Genomic DNA, 18,649 nt, shown 5'->3' with positions numbered 1-18,649 from the left:
AAAGGGGATTTTGAACACTATTTTTTATTGTCACTGCCCGCGGTAAGTGTGTACACTCCGCGCCGATCCAAGGGCAACCCTGAAGCAGGCAGAGCCGCCAGAAACCCGACCGATCATACGCCTATAGGGCGAGGCACGCAGAAACGACAGACACTGCTGGGGAATGGTTTCTTTAATACCGGTTAGGCTCCGGTATCAGGGAGAACAACAGACTCTCATCCTTCATTTGACCGAGTGGGCCACCGGCTCATCATCTTCCCTTGTCATGGGCGGTCACTGACGGTGAGGTGGGCTGTGGTTGTTGTCGTCTATCAACACGCATGCGTGCTGGCGCCTTCGCTTCTCTTCCTTGGAACCCTCTCCTTCTGTCGGGATCGCTGCCGAATGATGAACTGACGGCGTGGCTGATGTCGTCTGTCATCAAAGTACCGCGGCGCTACGGCATAGTGGCACCGCATACCGTTGAGCTTGATGTAAAGCCACCAGCCCCACATCAAGACTCGTTACTTCCCCAAGATCCACCAGGCAGCCTCTGGCTTGCCGCGATGTGCAAAGGGTTGGGTTGGGTGGCTGCGTCTCGTGATGGCAGCGCTCGCCGTACTCTGCACTAGATGGTCTGGATGTGATTGAGGGTAACGAAGGCGACTTTGGGTCGCTCATTTGCGAGGCATAGCCCATGACTAACTGGTCCAGCAAGGACTCCTTGAAGGTCTACAACGTTCCCTACTGGGGTGCGGGTTTTTTCAATATCAATGACGCCGGTCATGTGACCGTCGCCCCCGACAAATCACGCCCTGACGCGCATATCGTGCTCTCTGACGCCATCGAACAGTTGCGTCAGTCCGGGCTGACCACCCCCGTGTTGCTGCGCTTCCCTGACATCCTCAAGAGTCGGGTCGATGCGCTGTTCAACGCCTTTGGTCAGGCCATCGAAAAGTCTGGCTATGAAGGGGACTACCTCTGCGTTTACCCGATCAAGGTAAACCAGCAGCGTCGTGTCATCGAGACCATCAGCCAGTCCTACAGCGACAAGCCCCGGCTTGGCCTGGAAGCTGGTTCCAAACCGGAACTGCTGGCCGTGCTGTCCCATCACCATGAGCAAGGCTCGGTGATCGTCTGCAACGGTTACAAAGACCGCGAATATATCCGCCACGCCCTCTTGGGCAACCTGATGGGCCACAAGGTCTACATCGTGGTGGAGAAGCCCTCCGAGCTGGAGATGGTGCTGGACGAGTCAGCTCGTCTCAACATCAAGCCCAACATCGGGGTGCGTGCCAAGCTCGCTTCCACCGGCTCCGGCATGTGGGAATCGAGCGGCGGCTCCATGTCCAAATTTGGTCTCTCCGCCTCCCAGATCCTGGCGCTGATCGAACGTCTGCGCGGGCTGGGCAAGCTGGATTGCCTGCAGTTGCTGCACTTCCATCTGGGCTCCCAGATCGCCAATATCCGCGACATTCAGGGCGGCATCCGCGAGTGTGGCCGTTTCTACGCTGAACTGCGTCGCCTCGGTGCCAACATCGAAGTCGTGGACGTCGGTGGTGGCCTGGGGGTTGACTACGAGGGAACCCGTTCCCAGAGCCACTGCTCCGCCAACTACAGCCTCTCCGAGTACGCCAACAACGTGGTATGGGGCATCGGCGATGTCTGCCGCGAGTTCGACCTGCCGCACCCGACCATCATCAGCGAGTCTGGCCGTGCCCTGACCGCTCACCACGCCGTGCTGGTTACCAATATCATTGGTGCCGAAGGAGTGGAGATGAACGACATCAGCGCGCCGGACGAAGATGCACCGACCATTCTGCAGAACATGTGGAAAGGCTGGCTGGATCTGCGCAGTGAAGATCCCTCCCTGCTGGAGATCTTCCATGACTCGGTAGCCGATCTGGGTGACGTGAATACCCAGTACACCATGGGCCTCTTGAACCTTGAACAGCGTGCCTGGGCCGAGATGCTGCACCAGAACACCTGTCTGGCACTCAAAGAGATGCTCAACCCGGTCAACCGCAACCACCGTGCGCTGGCTGACGAGCTGAGTGAAAAGCTGGCGGACAAGTGCTTTGCCAACTTCTCCCTGTTCCAGTCTCTGCCGGATGCCTGGGGTATCGGTCAGGTATTCCCGGTGATGCCGCTGGCGGGTCTCGATCGTCCGCTTAGCCGTCGCGGTATCCTGATGGATATCACCTGTGACTCCGACGGTCAGGTCGAGCACTATGTCGACGGTCTGGGGGTCGAGAGCACCCTGCCGATGCCGGTCTACGGCGAGAACGAAGAGTGCCACGTCGGCTTCTTCCTGGTCGGTGCCTATCAGGAGATCCTGGGGGATCTGCACAACCTGTTTGGTGACACCCACTGCGCGGAAGTGTGGCTGGACGAAGAGGGCAAGATGGACATTCGCAACGTGGTGCGCGGCGACACCGTCGACCAGCTGCTGCGTTACGTCAACATCGACCCGTCCGTGATCCGCGAAAACTACCAGCGGATCGCCGCTCACCCGGCGCTGGACGATGCCACTCGCAAAGCCCTGCTCGACGAGCTGGAGCTGGGCCTGCAAGGCTACGCCTATCTGGAAGACGAATAAGCCTTCTGTTTGCCCCTCGCTTTTGAGGGAAAATGAAAAAACGGCGCCTGCGGGCGCCGTTTTTGTTACCGGGGGCCATCCGGCGATATGACGGGGCACTCGGCCCATCTTCATTCGGATAACCGATGCGGGCTCAAGGCATCCGCAGGCCTTAGATCTGGCAGATATCTGTCCCTTTCAGCTGTTTCCCTTGATCTGCATCAAGCGTGAACCTCGGTGGTTATTTTACGGTCAGGAGTGATGTTGATGGGATGTAACAAAAGGATGTGCATATGGAACTGAAAAGGGACCCGAGATGCTATACCGACGTCTGTATCGACGGTAAGTGGTATCACTACGACCACTGCAGCACCAACGTCTACATGCTGATGGGGGGCGCCGCGCCGAGCCTTCAGCTGGCCTATGAGCCGAGCAGCGAAGAGGAGCTGATCGAGATGCTCCAGCAGCTGGGGCGCTTCTGACTTACCGAATTGATGTCTTGCCATATGGCCATCGGGCGCATTACCACGATGGCCACCACTCTTCACCGCTGTACCTTATCTCAGCGGGTTTTATTGCCCAATAACCCCTTGCCAATCTCCAGCATGGCGATGGCCGCGGCGTAGCTGCTATCGGACTTGCCAATCTCGTCCGCTACATAGAGAAAATTGGATTGGTACTTCTCGACGGCCTCCCGTGGACTGGTCCCGTCAATAAAGTCCTCCTCCACCTCGAATCCTTGGGTCAGCAGTGCCGCCTTTTCACTCAAAAAAGTCGGAGATGCCATGTCGATAAAGGTGTATTGCTGCCGATTGGATGCCGGAATGGTAAAAAACTGGTATCTGGCCATGGGTAAATCCTCGCTTGAAGCGGGTGATAGATGACGTGACGCTGGGTTTAATCTGTGGTTCGCAGGCGGCTTGGTTTCCCTCGACATCATCGAGAGTGCGTGTCGGGAATGCCGCATTTTGTTTTCGTTCGAGACTACTTTGTTGGCATCTGCCCGGCAAGTGGGTCGCAGAGATTTTCTGGATGATCCGAGCAACCGAGATGTTGTGGCAGGGGCGAGACCGGGATAATGCCGGGCTCACGTTGAGCCCGGCTTGTCAGCGCTCTGTTACAGCACGAAGCTCTGTACCATGGCGCGCAGCTGTTCGGTGAGCTGGTGGATCTGGCGGGCGGCATCGCGGGCGGCGTTGGCCACTTGCAGCGCCTCGTCACTGCCATCGGAGATGCGCACCACGTTGCGTTCGATCTCGTTGACCACGGCGCCCTGCTGCTCGATGGCGCTGGCGATGATGGCGTTGGTATCGACCATTCGATCCACCTTCTCGGTGATGGCGCCAAAAGCCTGCTTTGCCTCCTGCGCCAGCCCGACCCCCTCCTGCGCTTCATGGCTGGCCGCCGACATGGCGGTGACCGAGGCGCGGGCGCCGGATTGCAGCTGTTCAATCATCTGCTGGATCTCGACGGTGGCCCCCTGGGTGCGGTTGGCAAGAGACCGCACCTCGTCGGCCACCACCGCAAAGCCGCGACCCTGCTCACCGGCCCGGGCCGCTTCGATGGCGGCGTTGAGGGCCAGCAGGTTGGTCTGTTCGGCGATGCCACGGATCACGCTGATGACGCCGCCAATCTGACTGCACTGCTGCTCCAGTTGGCCTATGGTGTCGGCGGTGCGCAGCACCTCGCGGTTGATATGATCGATGGCCTTGATGGTGCGCTCCACCACATCCTCGCCCTGACCGACCACGTTCTGCGCCTCCTGGGTCATGCGGGCGGCTTGCAGAGCGTTGCCTGCCATGTCTTGTGAGGTGGCGGCCAGCTCCTTGATGGCGGTGGCGACCTGATGGGTCTCCCCTTGCTGATCGGCAATGACCTCCTGTGAGCGGCAGGTGCGTGCTTCGATCTCGGTGGCGCTCTCCACCACGGTGACGCCGTTTTCCCGTACCCGCCGCATCAGGGTGCGCAGGGTCTCCAGGGTGACGTTGTAATCCCGGCTGATGGCGGCCAGCTCATCCTGACCGACAATCTCGATGTGCTGGCTGAGATCCTGGGCGTTGACCCGGGCGGCAATATCACGCACCCGCCCTACGGTGTCGCGCAGGGAGAGATAGGCACCGATCATCAGGTAGAGGTAGAGCAGCAAGCTGACGGTCAGCGGCGCGGTGACCCACCAGAAGTGGCGCTGGTTGGCGGCCAGCCGCTGATGCAGGTCGGCCTCCAGCCGCTGGCGTACCTGGCCTGCCAGCGCGGTGATGGCCTCGTCCATCTTATCCCCCAGCGCCTGCACCTCCTTGGTGGAGAGTTGCACCAGCTGATCTTTCATCATCTTGTTTTCCATGGTCTCGACCCCCTGACGCACCAGCTGTATCAGAGCATCGGTCTGCTGACCCAGCTCGGCGCGGTAGGCCGGTTCAATCTGGTAGAGCAGGGTCAGATCGGCCTCCAGCTCTTGCAGAGTGGCGCTGATCAGGTCGAGACGAAAACGCAGGCCGCTGTAGCCCTCGGCCTGAAACAGGCCGAAATCGGCGATGGTGGCGGCGCGGTCCCGCACCTGAGCCAGCAGGTCGCGCAGTTGCGGCAACCGCTCACTGGCGAGGATCACCATGTAGTAGGTACCGAGCGCCGGATCCTGGATAAGGCTGCTACTGGCGGTAATGTGCTTGTAGAGGTGGCGCACCTCGGTCAGCAGCTTGTCGTGGCGCAGGTTGCTCTGCTCCACTTCCAGCTTGCCCGCTTCACTCTGCAGGGCGGCCCAGCCCTGCTGGATCACCTCAAAGGAGGGGTTGTTCTGGCGGGTGTTGGCAAAGGCTTGCAGGCTCTGATCAACGGCTTGCGCGGCTGCCTTGACCTGATCATCACCGACCGGATCCACTTCATAGGCGTGACGGGTCACCAGATTGCGATGGGTGAGCAGGGCTTGCTCGATAGCGGGCACGGGGGAGAGATTGACCACTCCCGCCAGCTCGCGGTTGGCCTGCGCGTTGTCATCCTGCAGCCGCCCCAGCAGATTGGTCATGCTGTACGCCAGTGGCAGCAGCATCAGGCAGGACCAGAGCAGGAATTTGTATTTGAAGGAGAGCTGGTTGCCCAGCCGGATGGCGGGGTTGAAAATCCATTTCATGTTAAGCCTCGATACCTGAGTGCGGGCGTGATTCGTGTTGCCTGAATAGTACTCCGAGCGGCCTCCCTTGGGTGATGGCCGGTTGCAAGTTGTGATCCCCTTGGCTTTTTACTTCCGGGCGGGGGCGCGGTCAGCCGCACCAATAGAAAACGGGCCACCCGAAGGTGACCCGTGGTCGATAAGGGGATATCCGTCAGCAACCGTCAGTTGAACGCCAAGAAGGGCGAGACGCAGAGCAGCAGGCCGGTGACGATGATGATGTAAAGAGAAGTGCCCTTGTACTTGTGCAGCGCCGGTACCTGATAGACCAGATAAGCCGGGATGAGGCAACCCACCATGCCGAAGATGGGGCTGCAGATGGAGGTGAAGCTCAGTACCGGTGCGTTGAGCACGATGGCACCCCAGGAGAGCATGACGGTGAACACCATGATGCCCTTACCCACCAATCCTTTGTTGATGCGGTTTTCCGGCATGACGCGGCGCAGCAGGTTCATTGCCAGACCCTGACAGGCCTCACGGAAACCGAGGTAAACGCCGAAGTAGGCGGTCATTACCGCAAAGATATTGAGGGTCAGGCTCAGGAGCTTGAGGGTCTGGCCGGGCATCCCCTGGGCTACCATGGCCAGCGCGGAGATGTTCTCCTCGGAGGCTTTGACCGCCTGATCGTGGCCCATGGCCAGAGTGAAGGAGACCGCGTAGAAGAACACCACCACGAACAGGATGCCGAAGGCGATATTCATGGCGCGCATCGCCTTGAAGCGGGCCACTTCCAGCGACTTCTCCCGCGAGCGGTAGGAGATCACCATGGGGCTCAGGCTTTGAATAAAGAGGATGGAGGTGAGGGTAAAGGGCAGCATGATGATGGCATCCTTCATCCAGTCACCGGCAGCGGGCATGGCGGTGATGTTGGCCGCGTCCCACTTGTCCACCATCATCAGGCCGAGCACTGCCACCACGCTGATCTTGGTCAGCACCATAAAGGTGGAGATCTTGAACAGCAGGTTCTCGCCGCGCGAGGCCAGAGCCACCAGACCGCATATCAGCACCAGACCGTAGAGCGGGTTTTCGGAGAGCAGGCCGTCGGTGACGCCGAAGCTCTGCAGGAAGGAGGCGCTGTCATTGGTGATGGCGGTGGAGTAGACGAAGACCCAGATCACCAGCATCACGAAGTAGAGCGCGCCGAGCAGCACACCCCAGTTCTTGCCAAGGTAGCCGGTGATGACGCTGGGGTAATCCTTGCACTCCGGCGAGGTGGCCAGGGTGTTGATAAAGAGGCGCTGGAACATGTACATGGCGGGGTAGCCGATCACCGCCGAGAGCAGAAAGACCCACAAGCCCATCAGACCCACCTGTACCGGCAGGAAGACGATCCCTGCGCCGATGGCCATGCCGATGCTCATGATGATCCAGCCCCAGTCGGTGCTGTCGAAGCGAACCGCTTCTTTCCATTCCAGCGTGCCCATCACGGGGCTGGCGAGTGTAGTGCTATGCGCGTCCATTAAAACCTTCTTTTTTGTAGGGATGTGGGAAAGCGGCGCAAATATAGTTGAATGAAACTGTCATAAACAATGCCCATAAGAGTACTTTTGTTCAAATCAGGATGGTGATCACGGTTTATATTGAGGCTGAAAGGTGCCTTTAAACGCCATTTTTGTATCTTTTTGTTGAATGGATAAAATAAAAAGCAAATAATGTTGAACGGAATGAGATTCGTGATTGCAAAAAAAATTGCACAAACAGGAGTGGCTATATGAAACGCATCATCACAGCAGCAGCGGCACCTGACGCTATCGGTCCCTACAGCCACGGCACTGCCTATGGCGACCTCATCTTTACTTCCGGTCAGTTGCCGGTTTGCAAGCAGCAGGGGGGTGTGGTGGAAGGGGGGATTGCCGCCCAGACCCGCCAGTCACTGGAAAACCTGAAATCCGTGCTGGAAGCCGCTGGCGGCTCGCTGGATACCGTGCTCAAAACCACCTGTTACCTCGCCGAGATCAGCGATTTTACCGCGTTCAACGAGGTCTATAAAGCCTATTTCCAGAAAGATTGTCCGGCGCGCAGCTGCTTCGCAGTGAAGGATCTGCCGATGGGCGTCAAGGTTGAAGTGGAAGCGATCGCCCATATCGCTCGTTAATGCTGATAAAAAGGTTCAAGTGATGAAACAAGCGTGGCAGCAGTATCTGCAGATTATTCAACAGGTTGTCAAACCAGCGCTGGGTTGTACCGAGCCAATTGCCGCCGCCTATGCCGCGGCTGTCGCCGTCCGGCAACTGGGCTGTGAGCCCGGTCGCCTCGAGGTTGCGGTGTCGGACAATCTCTATAAAAACTCGATGGGTGTCTATGTGCCGGGCACCGGCAAGATCGGTCTGGCCATTGCGGCCGCGGCCGGTGCCATCGGCGGCAATGCCGATGCCGGGCTGGAGGTGCTGGCCGCGATCCAGCCAGCACAGGTGGATCGTGCCCAGCTGCTTATCGATGCCGGCAAGGTGCAGGTGAGCCGCACCACCGCCCCCGAGTTTATCTTCTGCCGCGTGACCGTTTATGGCACGGATGAACATGGTGAAGAGCACAGCGCTGAAGTGACCCTGTGTGGCGGTCATACCCGCATCGTCGAGCAGCGCCGCGATGGCGAGGTGACCTTCACCGCCGATCAGAGCCAGGGCGGTGCCACCGGTTCCATCTGCGACGGGGTAGATATCAGCATCGCTGCCATCTACGAGTTCGCCACCCGGGTGGAGTTCGAGCAGATCAAGTTCATCCTCAAAGCTTCCGAGCTTAACGGCAAGCTCTCCGCCGAGGGGATGAACAACCCCTATGGCCTGGAGATTGGCCGCACCATGCAGCAGAACATCAATGCCGGTCTTATCGGCGAGGATGTGATGAACCGTATCGTGATGATGACGGCGGCCGCCTCCGATGCCCGCATGGGGGGCGCGACCCTGCCAGCCATGAGCAACTTCGGCAGCGGCAACCAGGGCATTGCCGCCACCATTCCGGTGATGGTGATTGCCGAGCGCTTTGCGGCCAGCGAAGAGCTGCTGGCTCGCGCCCTCATCATGAGCCATCTGGGCGCCATCTATATCAAGTCCCACTATCCGCCGCTGTCGGCCTTCTGTGGCAATACCGTGACCAGCGCGGCCGCCTCCATGGCCATGGTCTATCTGGCGGGCGGCAGCTTCGAGCAATCCTGCTTCGCCATCCAGAACGTGCTGAGCGACAGTGCCGGCATGGTGTGCGACGGGGCGAAGGCCTCCTGCGCCATGAAGGTGAGTACCTCCTCCGGTGCGGCGGTGCGCGGTTTCCTGATGGCCCTCAACAGCCACTCGGTGTCGGGGCAGGGGATCGTCGCAGGCGATGTGGATCAGACCATCCGCAACGTTGGCCAGATGGTGAAGGAGGGCATGTCTGCCACAGACAGCACCATTATTGATATCATGTCCGCCTGATGTCCCTGTCGGTTGCTGCCCGGCGCCCATTGTCCGGCAGCAACCCTTGCAAGAAGGTCCCATTGTGAAGCTGCAAGAGTTGAGTCCGAGCGATTTTGAGATCCTCAAGTCGATGGAGAACATAGTGGATGGCATCGCCGCCATGTATGGTCAGCACACCGAAGTGCTGCTCCACAGTCTGGATGCGCGCAATCCCTCGATCGTCAAGATTGCCAACGGCCATATCACCGGCCGCAGTGTCGGCGCCCCCATCACCAACCTGGCGATGATGAAGCTCAAGAGCGGGCAGGATATCTCCAGCCCCTACATGACCAAGTGTGCCACCGGCAAGACGCTGCGCTCCATCACGACCGTGATCCGCAACGGGGAGCACAGGGCCATCGGGTTGCTCTGTATCAACAGCGACATGGATGCCCCGCTGCAATCCGTGCTGCGCACCATGATGCCGGAGTGCATGCATCCCCACGAGAGCCATGCCACCCCGGAGGTGTTCGCCCGCAACATCGACGAAGCGCTCAACAGCACTATCGACACCGTCAGTGCCGAGGTGCGTGGCAACGAGGCGGTGCCTCCGTCCCAGAAGACTCGGGTTATCGTCAACCAGCTGCACGACATGGGGATCTTCGAGTTAAAAGACAGCGCCCAGATTGCGGCGCGCCAGCTCGGCATCTCGGTCCACTCCATCTACCGCTATCTGCGGGAGATCAAGAAGGGCTGAGCCGATACACTCTGGCCAAATTGGTAGCAAACGGGTCAGCCTTGACCCGTTTTTTACGCCCGCTTTAGCCTCTCTGTTTGGGCCATCCTTCGGGCTCATCTGCTATCATCTTCCCCCTTTATTTTTCTATCTATCTGAACGTGCTGGAGAAATCATGTCCCGACTCATCTATCTGCTGCGCCATGGCCAGACCCGCTTCAATGCCGAGCAGCGTCTGCAGGGGCGTTGTAACTCCGAGCTGACCGACAAGGGCGAGGCGCAAGCCATCGCCATGGGGCGGCGCCTTGCCGCCGAACTGGCGGATCCCGCCCGCTGGACCGTCTATGCCAGCCCGCTTGGCCGTGCCCGTCAGACTGCGCTGCTGGTGTGCGAGCAGCTGGGGCTGACGGCAGATCGCATCGTCTGGGACGATCGCTTGATGGAGCTGGGGATGGGGGAGTGGGAGAGCTGCCAGATCCCGGCGCTGCGTCTTGCCCACCCCGAACTCGATACCGGCAAAGGGGACTGGTATCTGCAGGCACCGGGGGCCGAGAGCTTCGAGAGCATTCAGCGCCGGGCACACCAGTGGTTGCAGGATCCTGCCATCGCCGAGCGGCCCATCGTTATCTCCCACGGTCTGCTCGGTGCCATGTTGCGAGGCGTCTATGCCGATCTCGACTATAAGGCGACCTGGTCACAGGAGTTGCCCCAAGATGCCTTCTATAAGCTGCAGGATGGCCACATCACCCGCATTGCCTGCTAATTGCCGTGAGGTGGCACCATGGCATGGACCATGATTGCCACCTTCGGATGCCCATTTTTGCCGCAGTTCAACACATCAGAGCACCTTATCGCGGCAAGATGAGGTATCTTATGCCCCGATTTCATCCATTAAACGGATCCGAGACCCCATATGATCATCAAACCCAAGGTTCGCGGCTTTATCTGCACCACCACTCATCCGGTCGGTTGTGAAGCCAATGTTCGTCGCCAGATCGCTTATACCAAGGCCAAGGGCACCATCGAGAATGGTCCCAAAAAGGTGCTGGTGATCGGCGCTTCCACCGGTTATGGCCTGGCCTCCCGGATTGCGGCTGCCTTCGGTAGCGGCGCCGCCACCCTCGGCGTCTTCTTTGAAAAAGCAGGCACCGAGTCCAAGACCGGTACCGCTGGCTGGTACAACTCTGCCGCCTTCGACAAGGCAGCCAAAGAGGCGGGCCTCTACGCCAAGAGCGTCAACGGCGATGCCTTCTCCAACGAGTGCCGCGCCAAGGTGATCGAGCTTATCAAGCAGGATCTGGGTCAGATCGATCTGGTTGTCTACTCCCTGGCCTCTCCGGTGCGCAAGATGCCGGAAACCGGCGAAGTGGTGCGCTCTGCCCTCAAACCGATCGGTGAGGTCTACACCACCACCGCCATCGATACCAACAAGGATCAGATCATCACCGCCACCGTCGAGCCGGCGAACGAAGAAGAGATCCAGAACACTATCACCGTCATGGGCGGTCAGGATTGGGAGCTGTGGATGGCTGCCCTGCGTGATGCCGGCGTGCTGGCTGACGGCGCCAAGTCCGTGGCCTACTCCTACATCGGTACCGATCTGACCTGGCCAATCTACTGGCATGGCACTCTGGGCCGCGCCAAGGAAGATCTGGACCGCGCCGCTGCAGCCATCCGTGGCGATCTGGCCGCCAAGGGCGGCACCGCTCACGTGGCCGTGCTGAAATCCGTGGTGACCCAGGCTTCTTCCGCCATTCCGGTGATGCCGCTCTATATCTCCATGGCTTTCAAGATCATGAAGGAGAAGGGCATTCACGAGGGGTGCATGGAGCAGGTGGATCGCATGATGCGCACCCGCCTGTACGGCGCCGACATGGCGCTGGACGAGCAGGCTCGCATCCGCATGGATGACTGGGAACTGCGCGAAGATGTGCAGCAGACCTGCCGTGATCTCTGGCCCTCCATCACCACCGAGAACCTCTCCGAGCTGACTGACTACACCGGCTACAAGCAGGAGTTCCTGCGCCTGTTCGGTTTCGGCCTGGACGAGGTGGACTACGATGCGGACGTGAATCCGGACGTGCAATTCGACGTGGTCGAGCTGTAAGTCGGTCGCCAGCACAGACAGGGCCCTGCGGGGCCCTGTTTTTTTGGCAAAAATCCCGCTAATTTGCGGAATTTTATTATCAGCGATCACCTTTTTCCCATATCAAACCCGCTAGTCTTGCGCTGATCGGATCACAGACGGCATTGCCGAGGTACGGAAGCTATGACCACTCCAAACGAGGCGCCCAAGAAGCGCCAACTTCCCACTGTCTATACCCTGCTTTTTATCATCATCGCCCTGATGGCCGCCCTCACCTGGGTGCTGCCAGCGGGCAAATATGACTATGTCACCGCCAAGACCCAGCAGCCGGTGGCGGCAGCGGCCGTGGCCGATTACAGCGGCGACGAGCGGCTGTTGCCGGTGCCTGGCAGCTACACCGAGTTACCCGCCCACCCGCAAGGGGTATTCGAGGTGCTCAAGGCCCCCATTCAGGGCTTTCACAAGGCGGCCGACGTGGCGCTGTTCGTGCTCATCATCGGTGGTTTTCTCGCGGTGACCATGCAAAGCGGTGCGCTCGATGCCGGGGTGGGGGCCATTGTGCGCGGCTTTGCCGGGCGTGAGCGGCTGCTAATTCCTGTGCTGATCGCCCTGTTTGCTCTCGGCGGCTCCACCTTCGGCATGGCAGAGGAGACGGTTGCCTTCTGGGCGCTGATCGTGCCGGTGATGATGGCGGCTGGCTTCGATCGCATGGTGGCGGCGGGCATTATCCTGCTTGGCTCCGGGGTCGGGGTGCTCGCCTCCACCGTCAACCCATTTGCCACCGGCATTGCCTCCGGTTTTGCCGGTATCCCCATCGGTGAGGGGATTGGCCTGCGGGTCATCCAGTGGCTGCTGCTGGTGATCTTCGCCTCCTGGTTCGTGATGCGTTATGCCAAGCAGGTGCAGCAGGACAAGTCCCGCTCCGTGCTGGCCGACATCACCTATGACGACGAGTTCTCCCAGATGAAGAGCGGCAACCTCGCCTTCACCGGCAAGCAGAAGCTCACCATGCTGGTCTTCTTCGGCACCTTCCTGCTGATGATCTATGCGGTGGTGCCCTGGTCGGACTTGGGGATCGACGTGCTGCCCACCTTTGGCTGGTGGTTTGACGAGCTCTCTACCCTGTTCTTTAGCGCCTCCATCCTGATTGCGCTGATCAACCGGATGCCGGAGTCCAACTATGTGGCTACTTTCCTGAGCGGCGCTCGGGATCTCATCGGGGTAGCGCTGGTGGTGGCGGTGGCGCGCGGCATCTATGTGGTGATGGAGCAGGGCGTCATCATCGACACCATTTTGCACTGGGCTGAAGGGCTGGTGACCGGACTCTCCTCATCGGTCTTCATCCTGATGGCCTATCTGGTGCACATCATCCTGAGCTTCTTCATCCCCTCCACCTCGGGGCTGGCGACCGTCTCCATGCCACTGATGGGGCCGCTGGCGGACTTCTCCGGCATCTCCCGGGATCTGGTGATCACCGCCTATCAGTCCGCCTCCGGCTGGATCAACCTGTTTGCCCCCACCGCCGCTCATCTGGTGGCCGGTTTGGCGCTCGCCAAGATCCCCTACGATCGCTTCGTGCGCTGGGTGCTGCCCTTTATCATCGGCGTAGCCCTCATCACCATGGCGGTGCTGGTGGCCGGTGCCCTGCTGCACGGCTGATGGCACGGATAAAACCACAGATAACAAAAAGGCTCCCGCGGGAGCCTTTTTCATGAGCTTTGCTTACTGCTTGTAGCCCTTGAGGAAGCGGGCGAGGCGGCCGATGGCATCTTCCAGCTCCTCTTCGCGGGGCAGGAACACCAGCCGGAAGTGATCCGGTGCCGGCCAGTTGAAGCCGGTGCCCTGTACCAGCAGCAGCTTCTCTTGCTGCAGCAGGTCGAACACCATCTTCTGATCGTCGCGAATGTCATACACCTTGGGGTCGAGGCGCGGGAACATGTAGAGCGCCCCCTTGGGCTTGACGCAGGAGACCCCTGGGATCTCGTTCAAGAGCTCCCATGCCTTGTCCCGCTGCTTGCGCAGGCGACCGCCCGGCAGGATCAGCTCGTTGATGCTCTGGTAGCCGCCAAGCGCAGTCTGGATGGCGTGCTGCATCGGCACGTTGGCACACAGCCGCATGGAGGCCAGCATCTCCAGTCCTTCGATATAACCGCGAGCACGGCCTTTTGGACCGGTGATGACCATCCAGCCCTGACGGAAGCCGCAGGCGCGGTAAGCCTTGGAGAGGCCGTTGAAAGTCACCACCATCACATCGTCACACAGGGTGCAGACGCTGGTGTGGGAGATATCGTCGTAGAGGATCTTGTCGTAGATCTCGTCGGCGAAGATGATGAGGTTGTGCTGGCGGGCGATCTCGATCACCTCCAGCAGGAACTCGCTGCCGTAGACGGCCCCGGTCGGATTGTTGGGGTTGATCAGCACCAGGCCGCGAGTGCGCGGGGTGATGCGAGCGCGGATGTCGTCGAGATCCGGATACCAGTCAGCTCCTTCATCGCAGCGATAGTGCACCGCATGGCCACCGGAGAGAGTGACGGCCGCGGTCCAGAGCGGGTAGTCGGGGGAGGGCACCAGCATCTCGTCGCCATTGTTGAGCAGCGCCTGCATGGCCATCACGATCAGCTCGCTGGCGCCATTGCCGATGTAGATGTCGTCGATATCGACCTTGCGCATCCCTTTTTGCTGGTAGTACTGCATCACCGCTTTACGGGCAGAGAAGAGCCCCTTGGAGTCGCAGTAGCCCTGGCTCAGCGGCATGTTGAGGATCACATCCTTGATGATCTCTTCCGGCGCATCAAAGCCGAACGGGGCCGGGTTGCCGATGTTGAGCTTGAGAATGCGGTGGCCTTCGTCTTCGAGACGGCGAGCCTCTTTATGCACCGGGCCGCGGATGTCATAGCAGACATCGTCGAGCTTGTGCGACTTGTCGATTGTGAACATGGTGAGTGTGATTCCTTCCCCACAGGGACGCGTTGGCGAAAAAGGCGATTTTTAGTATCAAATTTCTTTTCCCCTATTCTTCACAGAATTGAATGCTAGAACAATCCTCTTTTTAGAAGAATTCCCTGATTTTTAGCCCTAAAACAGGGTTGCTAGAACGTTAAATTCAGCACGATCTTTGGTGCTAACCAAGGTTAACTAGTGAAACATGGGGAACGAATTAACAAAGCTGCCTGACTGTGTTGCAATATCCGGATCCTGTGGCACGATTGGCTTGTGTAAAAAATCGTCTTCGTCCCCCTTTTCGATGAGTTGACTGGCACTCATGGTGTCATCTTTATGTGGTTCGCTCATCGGTGTTCACTTCTGCGAGGTTTTCCCATGCAAGCACCCGTTCCAGGCCGCTATCGCCACTTCAAGGGGGGTTACTATCAAGTGCTTGCCCTGGCTCTGCATACCGAAACCCAGGAGCAGCTGGTCATTTATCAATCCGAGCAGGATGGTCAGGTCTATGCCCGTCCCGTCGCCATGTTTATGGAGTGGATTGAGCATCAGGGGCAGGTTGTCAGCCGTTTTGCCCCTGTAGGAGACTGACCACGCCTCCGTTTATATCGTTCAAGGGATGAGCACTCGAGCTAACCGGTGTCACAAGTTGTCGCATGACGCCCTTGGGTATGAGATGTGCGGCTGGCTGTCTTAATGATAAATCCCTTATCTAATCAACTAATTGTGACGAAAATCACATTCAATGAGCTCTGCCTGCCGGGTTCGCAATCTGGACTCACACTCCCATAATGCTGCGCTTGTTCAAGCATGGGCCCTTCTCGGGTCTTGTTCGGTGTTATCTCAAATGGGAGAAATAATGTGAAACCTGTTGCTGCTGAGTTTATGGGCACTTTCTGGCTGGTATTGGGCGGGTGTGGCAGTGCCGTGCTGGCTGCAGCCTTCCCTCACGTCGGGATTGGTCTGCTGGGGGTCTCGCTGGCTTTCGGTCTGACCGTGCTGACCATGGCGTTTGCCATCGGCCATATCTCCGGTTGCCACCTCAATCCGGCCGTGACCGTCGGTTTGTGGGCGGGTGGTCGTTTTCCGGCATCCGGTGTACTGCCTTATATCGTGGCGCAAGTGTTGGGTGGCATTGCCGCCGCTGCCGTGCTTTACGTGATTGCCAGCGGTCAGGCCGGGTTTGATCTCTCTGCCGGTTTTGCTTCCAACGGCTACGGTGAGCACTCTCCGGGTGGTTACAGTCTGACTGCCGCACTGGTGTGTGAAGTGGTGATGACCGGTTTCTTCCTGTTCGTCATCATGGGCGCAACCGATAGCCGTGCGCCTACCGGTTTCGCGCCGATCGCCATCGGTCTGTGCCTGACCCTGATCCACCTCGTCAGCATTCCGGTGACCAATACCTCGGTCAACCCGGCCCGCAGTACCGGTGTTGCGCTGTTTGTCGGTGACTGGGCTATCAGCCAGCTGTGGCTGTTCTGGGTTGCCCCGATTGTCGGTGCCATTCTGGGTGCGCTGGCTTATCGCCTGGTGGCGACTGAGCAGAAGTAATCATTTGCGAAACAAAGTGTGGTATCGACACGCCTGCGGGCGTGTTTTTTGTTTCTGGAGAGGCGAGAAAAGAGCATTAACCGAGGCTAACCTCAGAGTCCTTTGGCCTGTAGCATCTCTTTGTAGCGCAGGTGGAGGAGCTGGACGCGCTCCACATAGGCACGGGTTTCCGCATAGGGCGGGATACCGCCATGTTTTTGTACGGCGCCCGCGCCTGCGTTGTAGGCCGCGGTCGCCAGCGCCACGTTGCCGTCATACTGCTTGAGCAGTCCCGCCAGGTATTTCACCCCGCCGAAGATATTCTGCTCCGCCAGCAAGGCATTGCCGACCCCCAACTCCCGCGCCGTGGCGGGCATCAGCTGGGTCAGCCCCATCGCCCCCTTGCGGGAGACCGCCAGCGGATTGAAAGCGGATTCCGCATGGATCAGCGCCCGGATCAGCGCCGGCTCAACCTGATAGGTTTTGGCGGCCGCCTTGATGGTGCTGGCATAGTCATAGAGAAACAGCCCTGTAGTTTGCCAGTTGACGCTGGATTTGGGATCGCAGGCGAAGCAGTCGTTGAACAGCAGCAGCTCGTAATGGCCCTCTTCGGGTGCCATATCGGAGTAGCGAACCACCCCGTTTTGTTGCACCGATTTATAGACCTGGATCTGCTTCTTGCCGTTGGTGGCGACTGCTGCTGTTTGAGCGGTGTCGGGTTGTGAGGCGGGAGTGGCATCTTTGCTCGGACGCAAGGGGGAGGGAGCGGCGGTCAGGAAGATCACCTCCGCGGGAGGGGGAGTCTGGCTCCATCCGATCAGGGGGATCAACAACATATGGCCTGCCAGCATCCATGCTTTCAACCCTAATACTCCTTCTTGTGATGACCATGTTGAGTAAAGCATCATGACGAGGGCAGAACAAGCGGCCAACAGGGGGCAAATGATCCTATTCGGTGACCGGGATCAAAGTATCCGCCGCAATAAAGGATTGTCATCATAAAGCACGGTTTTGACAGTCGGGCGGTGGGTCATGGCCTCTTCCACCGGGTAAGCAAGCTGCCCACGACGTCCGCTTTTTTGTTGACGAAAGGCATGCTATCGTGCTGGCGTCATGTGGTCGGATTAGCGCACCGTATCTGGCACTAATAACTGATTATCAAAGGATTTGTCTGTGACAAGCAAGCTGGCGATGGAACTCACTTTCGAAGAGTACTGCGACGCCGACCTCTCCCTTATCAGGGACTATTACGAGACGACGTTTTCCCACTATGTGCCGGATCTGGCCGAGCGGATCTTTGTCGTGCGTGATGCTCACTGGCTGGTGGGGGCGGTTCGGTTGCGGGACGAGGAGGAGTTTTACCATCTGTGCGGCTTTCGCCTGTTGCCCCACTACCAGTCGCTGGGATTGGGATCACGGCTGCTGCAGCACGCCTGTCACGGTCTGTTGGACAAACCTGTGGTTTGTCAGGCGCTGCCCTTCGAGAAGCCTTTCTATCTCAAGGCCGGGTTTGCCGATATGCCCCTCAATCAATTGAGCGGGTCGCTCTTCTCCCTCTACGAGCGGCAGCAGCAGCAGGGGTATCAGGTGGAGCTGCTGGTACGGGATACCACCCAGCCCCTCCTGAATTGAGCGGTTTAGCGGGGTTTGGTCAGCAGGTGGATCTTGCCCGGTGACAGCTCCAGCCCCAGCAGATTCTCCTTCAGCCACGCCTGATCCGGATCCTTGTCATTGAGTTTGTAGACCGGCTTGGTCTCGAGTCGCTTCTCCATGCTCTGCAGCAGCATGTTGAGCATCAGCCCGAACTTCTTCTCGGCCGCCTCCGGCTCCAGCTTGTACTCCACCAGCTTCATGTTATCGAGAAACAGGGCACTCTGGCTCTTGTCATAGCGGGGTCTCGCCTCATAGGTCATCTGCAGGCGGGCGTCATATTCGGTATTGTCTGGCAGGGCGATTTTGAGCTTGCCCTTGCCATAGACCCGGGCGGTATCGGGGCGTTGGCGACCGATCTGGACGTCGCTCTGCTCAAGCGTCACATGGGCCTTGATGATGCCCGGCAGCTCCAGCTGTTTGTCGACTTGCACCTGAGATTGCAGGTACTGGTTTATCTGTTGCTCATTGATGTCATATGAGCCTTGGCCTAGCATGGCCAGGCTGAGCAGCATAGATTGCAGGATCATGCGTGCGACCTGATAGAATGGATTTGCCTTACAGCATACCATCCCGGCCGGTTGGGGTCTGCCCACCGCGCTGTTTGTCGATTAGAAGG

17 protein-coding genes are annotated in these 18,649 nt (G+C 58.9%); 11 read left to right on the top strand and 6 right to left on the bottom strand.

Features of this window, described 5'->3' with window-relative positions; genetic code table 11:
- The first annotated feature begins 676 nt into the window (after nucleotides 1-676).
- On the top strand, nucleotides 677-2,578 hold the full coding sequence (gene speA / locus ACTG1K_RS17475; RefSeq protein ID WP_005344160.1) for a biosynthetic arginine decarboxylase: 1,902 nt from the start codon (nucleotides 677-679) through the stop codon (nucleotides 2,576-2,578).
- Nucleotides 2,579-2,850: 272 nt separating this feature from the next.
- Nucleotides 2,851-3,039 carry a hypothetical protein gene (locus ACTG1K_RS17470; protein WP_005334402.1) on the top strand — a complete coding sequence of 63 codons (189 nt, stop codon included), beginning with the start codon at nucleotides 2,851-2,853 and terminating at the stop codon, nucleotides 3,037-3,039.
- An 80-nt stretch (nucleotides 3,040-3,119) separates the two neighbouring features.
- Here the strand turns inward: ACTG1K_RS17470 and ACTG1K_RS17465 are convergent, their stop codons facing one another.
- The 3 genes from ACTG1K_RS17465 to ACTG1K_RS17455 form a co-directional block, all read right to left on the bottom strand.
- The gene (locus tag ACTG1K_RS17465) at nucleotides 3,120-3,407 is read right to left on the bottom strand and encodes a hypothetical protein (RefSeq protein ID WP_440006167.1); all 288 of its coding nucleotides are present in this window, start codon (nucleotides 3,405-3,407) and stop codon (nucleotides 3,120-3,122) included.
- Nucleotides 3,408-3,674: 267 nt separating this feature from the next.
- Complete coding sequence (locus ACTG1K_RS17460; RefSeq protein ID WP_440006165.1) at nucleotides 3,675-5,681, bottom strand: methyl-accepting chemotaxis protein; 2,007 nt, start codon at nucleotides 5,679-5,681, stop codon at nucleotides 3,675-3,677.
- A 203-nt stretch (nucleotides 5,682-5,884) separates the two neighbouring features.
- Nucleotides 5,885-7,180, bottom strand: coding sequence for an amino acid permease (locus ACTG1K_RS17455; RefSeq protein WP_005334398.1), 1,296 nt, complete (start codon nucleotides 7,178-7,180; stop codon nucleotides 5,885-5,887).
- 251 nt (nucleotides 7,181-7,431) lie between these two features.
- Between ACTG1K_RS17455 and ACTG1K_RS17450 the strand changes: the two genes are divergently transcribed.
- The 6 genes from ACTG1K_RS17450 to ACTG1K_RS17425 all read left to right on the top strand — a co-directional run bounded on the left by ACTG1K_RS17450 (nucleotide 7,432) and on the right by ACTG1K_RS17425 (nucleotide 13,569).
- Nucleotides 7,432-7,815 carry a Rid family detoxifying hydrolase gene (locus tag ACTG1K_RS17450; RefSeq protein ID WP_440006163.1) on the top strand — a complete coding sequence of 128 codons (384 nt, stop codon included), beginning with the start codon at nucleotides 7,432-7,434 and terminating at the stop codon, nucleotides 7,813-7,815.
- Nucleotides 7,816-7,837: 22 nt separating this feature from the next.
- Nucleotides 7,838-9,127, top strand: a complete 1,290-nt coding sequence (locus ACTG1K_RS17445) for an L-cysteine desulfidase family protein (protein ID WP_440006161.1) — start codon at nucleotides 7,838-7,840, stop codon at nucleotides 9,125-9,127.
- A gap of 64 nt (nucleotides 9,128-9,191) precedes the next feature.
- On the top strand, nucleotides 9,192-9,845 hold the full coding sequence (locus ACTG1K_RS17440; protein ID WP_005334376.1) for a helix-turn-helix transcriptional regulator: 654 nt from the start codon (nucleotides 9,192-9,194) through the stop codon (nucleotides 9,843-9,845).
- Nucleotides 9,846-9,999: 154 nt separating this feature from the next.
- A complete protein-coding gene (locus tag ACTG1K_RS17435) occupies nucleotides 10,000-10,587 on the top strand; it encodes a histidine phosphatase family protein (protein WP_101530444.1) in 588 nt (195 codons plus the stop codon).
- Nucleotides 10,588-10,737: 150 nt separating this feature from the next.
- A complete protein-coding gene (gene fabV / locus ACTG1K_RS17430; protein WP_440006159.1) occupies nucleotides 10,738-11,931 on the top strand; it encodes an enoyl-ACP reductase FabV in 1,194 nt (397 codons plus the stop codon).
- A gap of 162 nt (nucleotides 11,932-12,093) precedes the next feature.
- Complete coding sequence (locus ACTG1K_RS17425) at nucleotides 12,094-13,569, top strand: YfcC family protein (protein WP_058055838.1); 1,476 nt, start codon at nucleotides 12,094-12,096, stop codon at nucleotides 13,567-13,569.
- A gap of 63 nt (nucleotides 13,570-13,632) precedes the next feature.
- Here ACTG1K_RS17425 and ACTG1K_RS17420 read toward each other — a convergent pair whose 3' ends face one another.
- Entirely contained in the window at nucleotides 13,633-14,847 is a 1,215-nt protein-coding gene (locus tag ACTG1K_RS17420) for a pyridoxal phosphate-dependent aminotransferase (RefSeq protein ID WP_005334367.1), read from the bottom strand.
- Between the two features lie 381 nt (nucleotides 14,848-15,228).
- Between ACTG1K_RS17420 and ACTG1K_RS17415 the strand changes: the two genes are divergently transcribed.
- Together ACTG1K_RS17415 and aqpZ are read left to right on the top strand one after the other, a co-directional pair.
- Nucleotides 15,229-15,441 carry a DUF1653 domain-containing protein gene (locus ACTG1K_RS17415; RefSeq protein ID WP_107685111.1) on the top strand — a complete coding sequence of 71 codons (213 nt, stop codon included), beginning with the start codon at nucleotides 15,229-15,231 and terminating at the stop codon, nucleotides 15,439-15,441.
- A gap of 270 nt (nucleotides 15,442-15,711) precedes the next feature.
- Nucleotides 15,712-16,401: an aquaporin Z gene (gene aqpZ, locus ACTG1K_RS17410; RefSeq protein WP_259586212.1), complete on the top strand. Its 690-nt coding sequence runs from the start codon at nucleotides 15,712-15,714 to the stop codon at nucleotides 16,399-16,401.
- A 92-nt stretch (nucleotides 16,402-16,493) separates the two neighbouring features.
- Here the strand turns inward: aqpZ and ACTG1K_RS17405 are convergent, their stop codons facing one another.
- Nucleotides 16,494-17,243 carry a lytic transglycosylase domain-containing protein gene (locus ACTG1K_RS17405; protein ID WP_376888265.1) on the bottom strand — a complete coding sequence of 250 codons (750 nt, stop codon included), beginning with the start codon at nucleotides 17,241-17,243 and terminating at the stop codon, nucleotides 16,494-16,496.
- Between the two features lie 328 nt (nucleotides 17,244-17,571).
- Between ACTG1K_RS17405 and ACTG1K_RS17400 the strand changes: the two genes are divergently transcribed.
- Complete coding sequence (locus tag ACTG1K_RS17400) at nucleotides 17,572-18,012, top strand: GNAT family N-acetyltransferase (protein WP_041980377.1); 441 nt, start codon at nucleotides 17,572-17,574, stop codon at nucleotides 18,010-18,012.
- A 5-nt stretch (nucleotides 18,013-18,017) separates the two neighbouring features.
- Here the strand turns inward: ACTG1K_RS17400 and ACTG1K_RS17395 are convergent, their stop codons facing one another.
- Nucleotides 18,018-18,560 carry a DUF1439 domain-containing protein gene (locus ACTG1K_RS17395; protein ID WP_005353308.1) on the bottom strand — a complete coding sequence of 181 codons (543 nt, stop codon included), beginning with the start codon at nucleotides 18,558-18,560 and terminating at the stop codon, nucleotides 18,018-18,020.
- Nucleotides 18,561-18,649: the final 89 nt, after the last annotated feature.

The sequence above is a fragment of the Aeromonas sp. 102P genome, assembly GCF_051920345.1.
In the GTDB taxonomy this organism is placed as follows: Bacteria; Pseudomonadota; Gammaproteobacteria; order Enterobacterales; family Aeromonadaceae; genus Aeromonas; species Aeromonas veronii.
Note: the sequence above shows the minus strand (reverse complement) of the source record. Positions and strands in the feature narration are given on the sequence as shown.